Below are 5045 nucleotides of genomic sequence, written 5' to 3' on the forward strand. Positions count from 1 at the left end.
CCTGACGGTTATTTAAATGTACCAGTATTTCCAAAATAGCTAAGGCTTCAGAGCCTGCGGTATACACACATAACAGGCCTTTACTGTTCCAGCGCCCGCCATATAGGCGCGCGCCTTCTCCGTCAAATGCTTGTGTAGCCCATTTGTGATGCACTAAGCGATACAGCTGCATCAGGCAAAAACACCGTGTTCTAATCGACCAATTAAATCCAGCACTGCCTGGGTTTCAGCCGAGGTTGCCAGCATATCCAGAGGTGCTTTATCGCCAAGGCCGTATACCGGCTCAGTAAGCCAGCGTTTGGTTGCCACCATATCTTTATCGAACAGGGCATTGGCTGCTACCAGCACGGTAGCAAAACGATGCAGCCGGTCACTTTCTTCCTGCGTAAATTTACCCAGCTTTGCTCGCCTTGCCAGGGTAGCTGGTGCTAACTGGCATACTTGCGCTAACTGCTTTTTATCAAGCATTGAGACTAAAGACAGCTTATCAAATACGCTGTAGCTAAACCCTTCATGTAGCGCCTGATATAATTTAGGTCCACGCTCAGCAATACCCAACTGCTGCCACAAATTTGGTGCGGCATAAAGTGTGGGGGTAAACTCACGTACTAAGGCTGTCATGATGTATCCAATATCAGTTGATGCTTTTAGAGGTTATCATGTGATTGCTTTCTGGTCAAAAAAAGAGCGCTAAGACCATCACAATCTTAGCGCCCTTAAGAGATTAAAGCGGCAACTTAGTTAAACACCATCTCCGGTATATCGCCTTCGACAACCAGCTTGCCGGCAGTTTTTTGCTGAATTTCTTCAACTGAAATACCCGGAGCTCGCTCCAGTAAGTGGAAGGCGCCGTTACGTACTTCCAGCACGGCTAAATCGGTAACGATTTTCTTCACACAGCCGACGCCAGTTAGTGGCAGGGTGCAGTCGGTTAACAGCTTGCTGTTGCCGTATTTGTCGGCGTGGGTCATGGTCACAACAATGTTTTGCGCACCGGCGACTAAGTCCATCGCGCCGCCCATGCCTTTTACCAGTTTACCTGGGATCATCCAGCTGGCGATATTACCGTTTTGGTCCACTTCAAAGGCGCCCAGCACGGTTAAATCGACGTGGCCGCCGCGGATCATGGCAAAGCTTTCAGCTGAGCTGAAAATGGCTGCGCCTTTAATGGCGGTAACGGTTTCTTTGCCGGCGTTAATCATGTCGGCATCGATTTCATCTTCCGTCGGGTAGGGGCCCATGCCGAGCAAGCCGTTTTCTGATTGCAGCATTACTTCAATGCCGGCCGGCACATAGTTGGCCACCAGAGTAGGAATACCGATACCTAAGTTAACGTAGTAACCGTCTTGCAGTTCCTGCGCCACGCGCATGGCAACCTGTTCACGAGATAAAGCCATTGTTGCCTCCTTAACCTTGACGGACCATACGACGTTCAATGCGTTTTTCAAAGCTACCTTTGATCACGCGCTGCACATAAATACCCGGTGTATGAATTTGTGATGGTTCCAGCTCGCCCGGTTCAACAATTTCTTCTACTTCTGCTACGGTAATTTTACCTGCGGTTGCCGCCATTGGGTTGAAGTTCATTGAGGTGTGACGGAACATCAGGTTACCGTAGCGGTCAGCTTTCCAGGCACGTACTATGGCAAAATCACCGGTGATCGACTCTTCCAGCACGTAGTTACGGCCTTTAATTTCACGGGTCTCTTTACCTTCAGCCACGGGCGTACCGTAGCCGGTGGCAGTGAAAAACGCTGGTATGCCGGCACCGCCAGCGCGCATTTTTTCTGCCAGCGTGCCTTGTGGTGTCAGTTCTACTTCCAGCTCACCATTTAATAACTGCTTTTCAAACAGGGCGTTTTCACCCACGTAAGAGGCAATCATTTTTTTTATTTGCTTATCTTCGAGCAAGATACCCAGGCCAAAACCATCTACGCCGCAGTTATTTGACACTACGGTAAGATCCTTGGTTTTCATTTTTTTGATCTGAGCAATTAAGCCCTCTGGGATGCCGCATAAGCCAAAGCCACCGGCGATAACGGTCATACCGTCTTGCAGGCCTGCCATGGCGTCTTCGTACGAATGTACGACTTTATTAAACCCTGCCATTTTAAATCCTCTACGCGCTTTTTTAACTGTTAGTTTGCGTGCACTTGGCCTTTAGCGCCAATCCTACTTTAGAACTAGGCTGCTTGCCGAGCTTATCGGTAATAAACCAGCCGGCCTGGGCCAGCGCAGTTAAATCGATACCGTGCGAAATGCCAAGGCCGTTCAGTAAATACACCACATCTTCGCTGGCAACATTGCCTGACGCGCCTGCTGCATAAGGGCAACCGCCCAAACCGGCTACAGCGCTGTCGATAACTGCAATACCGCGGTTTAGCGCCACGTAAATATTGGTTAACGCCTGACCGTAAGTATCGTGAAAATGCACTGCTAGCTTGTCGGCGGGCACTACCGCGAGTACGGCATCAAGCATGGCATTGACTTTTTCCGGCGTACCAACACCAATGGTATCGCCAAGCGATATTTCGTAGCAGCCCATATCTAATAGGGCTTTGGCTACGCGCGCGACGTCTGATGGCGCAACATCGCCCTGATAGGGGCAACCGACCACACAGGAGACATAGCCGCGCACTTTATTGCCATCAGCTTTGGCTGCGTCCATGACCGGTGCGAAACGCTCTAAGCTTTCACTGATTGAGCAGTTGATGTTTTTCTGGCTGAACGCTTCGGATGCGGCGCCGAAAATAGCGACTTCTGTCGCTGCAACGGCTTTTGCTGCCTCATAGCCTTTCAGGTTAGGTGTCAGTGCGGCGTAAGTAACACCGGCTTGGCGTGTAATGCCGCTGAAAACATCGGCAGAGTCGGCCATTTGTGGCACCCATTTGGGGGAAACAAAGGCGCCGCTTTCAATGTAGCTGTGGCCGGCCGCGCTTAGCATATCAATCAGCGCGATTTTATCGGCGGTAGCCACGGCGGCTTCATTTTGCAGGCCATCACGCGGGCCGACTTCTACGATGCGAACGCTTTTAGGGAAACTCATGCTTCCTCCGGCGAGAAATCAACCAGCTCGGCGCCATCTTTAACCAGATCGCCGGCGCTATAGAACACTTCATTCACCACGCCATCTTTTGGCGCTTTGATGCTGTATTCCATTTTCATGGCTTCCATGATCACCAGCGTATCACCAGCTTTTACCGTTTTGCCGGCGTTGGCCATTACGGCGACGATAGTGCCGTTCATTGGTGCGGTTAAACTGCCGGCATGTTCGGCACCTTCAACCTCAGCGGCCACTTCGGTCTGGTAGATAAAGTCGTAACGCTGGTGCTTGATAAACACACTGATGGTGTCCTGATACTGGCTCACGCGCACCTTGGTGCGATGCTCACCCAGCACTGCGCTTAGCTCGTCGCCGTTAAGCTCGGCCGTGCAGCAAAGCTGCTGGCCTGCCACGTCAATCACATAATGCTGCTGCAGCTGCTGTACTTTTAATACCGAGTTTTGCTCGCCATGTTGCAGGCTGATCTCAACCGTTGGCATCTCGTTTATGCGCCAGCCATGGCTAAACTGCCAGGGGCAAAAGCTGTTGCACGAGCCTTGTGGCGCTTTTTGCTGCTGCAAAATAAACAGCGCAGCTAATACCAGCGCCTGATTGTTTTCTTTATTGGCCGGGGCAAATAAGCTTTGCTGATGCTTATTAATAAAGTTGGTATCAAGCTCAGCCGCTTTAAATGCAGGGTGCTCAGTTAAGCTGGTTAAAAAGCCCAAGTTAGTAGTAACGCCGGCAATACGGTAATCATCCAGTGCACGCAGCATACGGGCGATAGCGCGATCGCGGCTTTCATCCCAGACAATCAGCTTGGCGATCATCGGATCGTAGAACGGCGATACTTCATCGTTTTCTGCCACGCCGGTATCAACGCGTACATGGCGGTTGGCTTCCGGCTGGCGTAAATAGGTTAGTTTGCCGGTGGCAGGTAAGAAGTCGTTGTCGGGATCTTCAGCATACACCCGCACTTCAATAGCGTGGCCATCCAGCTGAATATCGTCCTGCGCCAGCGGCAGCTTTTCACCGGCAGCAACTAACAGCTGCCACTTGACTAAGTCCTGACCGGTGATCATCTCGGTAACCGGGTGCTCTACCTGCAGACGGGTGTTCATCTCCATAAAGTAGAAGGAGCCGTCTTCGTCGAATAAAAACTCCACCGTACCCGCACCACGGTAATCAATGGCTTTGGCCGCTTTTACTGCAGCTTCACCCATGGCTTTACGCTGTTCGCTGCTAAAGTTTGGTGCTGGCGCTTCTTCAATCACTTTCTGGTGGCGGCGCTGTATCGAGCAGTCGCGCTCGGCCAGATACACGGCATTGCCGTGATTATCGGCAAACACCTGAATTTCAACGTGGCGTGGCTTGGTCAGGTAACGCTCAATCAGCATCTTGTCGTTACCAAAACCGGCTTTGGCTTCGCGGCGGGCACTGGCCAGCGCATCGGCAAACTCTTCGGCTTTCCATACCACGCGCATACCTTTACCACCACCACCGTAGGCGGCTTTTAACAGCTGCGGGTAGCCAATACGCGCCGATTCTGTTTTGAGCAGCTCATCGGCCTGATCATCGCCGTGATAGCCCGGTACCAGTGGTACGCCGGCCTTGGCCATAATCTCTTTGGCGGCACTTTTTGAGCCCATAGCGGTAATAGCACCAACTGGCGGGCCAATAAATACCACGCCGGCTGCTTCACAAGCTTTGGCGAAGTCTTCGTTTTCAGATAAAAAGCCATAGCCGGGGTGGATGGCTTCTGCGCCGCTTTGTTTAGCGATAGCAATGATTTTGTCGCTACGCAGGTATGAATCTTTGCTTGGTGCCGGGCCTAACAAATAGGCTTCATCAGCCATGCGCACATGGCGGGCATTGGCATCGGCTTCTGAGTAAACCGCTACGCAGCGAATGCCCAGTTTATGAGCGGTGTCGATAACGCGGCAGGCAATTTCACCGCGGTTGGCGATAAGTATTTTACGAAACATTATGCGTCTTCCTTGCC

The 5045-nt window shown here is 51.6% G+C and carries 6 protein-coding genes; all 6 read right to left on the reverse strand.

The features are described from left to right. Positions 1-172, reverse strand: a 172-nt coding sequence (locus tag VIN66_RS07905; protein ID WP_331923474.1) for an RES family NAD+ phosphorylase, incomplete at its 3' end; no start/stop codon positions are given. Next, on the reverse strand, positions 172-621 hold the full coding sequence (parS, locus tag VIN66_RS07910) for a type II toxin-antitoxin system Xre/ParS family antitoxin (RefSeq protein ID WP_331923470.1): 450 nt from the start codon (positions 619-621) through the stop codon (positions 172-174). The genes parS and VIN66_RS07905, both read right to left, overlap by 1 nt. A gap of 116 nt (positions 622-737) precedes the next feature. Then, positions 738-1397, reverse strand: coding sequence for a CoA transferase subunit B (locus VIN66_RS07915; RefSeq protein WP_331923471.1), 660 nt, complete (start codon positions 1395-1397; stop codon positions 738-740). Between the two features lie 10 nt (positions 1398-1407). Further along, positions 1408-2109: a CoA transferase subunit A gene (locus VIN66_RS07920; RefSeq protein WP_331923472.1), complete on the reverse strand. Its 702-nt coding sequence runs from the start codon at positions 2107-2109 to the stop codon at positions 1408-1410. A 22-nt stretch (positions 2110-2131) separates the two neighbouring features. Beyond that, the gene (locus tag VIN66_RS07925; RefSeq protein ID WP_331923473.1) at positions 2132-3046 is read right to left on the reverse strand and encodes a hydroxymethylglutaryl-CoA lyase; all 915 of its coding nucleotides are present in this window, start codon (positions 3044-3046) and stop codon (positions 2132-2134) included. Continuing rightward, positions 3043-5045 (reverse strand): acetyl/propionyl/methylcrotonyl-CoA carboxylase subunit alpha (locus VIN66_RS07930; protein WP_414709880.1); only part of this gene is annotated, 2003 nt, incomplete at its 5' end. The genes VIN66_RS07930 and VIN66_RS07925, both read right to left, overlap by 4 nt.

The sequence above is a fragment of the Rheinheimera sp. genome, from assembly GCF_036568245.1.
GTDB lineage: Bacteria > Pseudomonadota > Gammaproteobacteria > Enterobacterales > Alteromonadaceae > Alishewanella.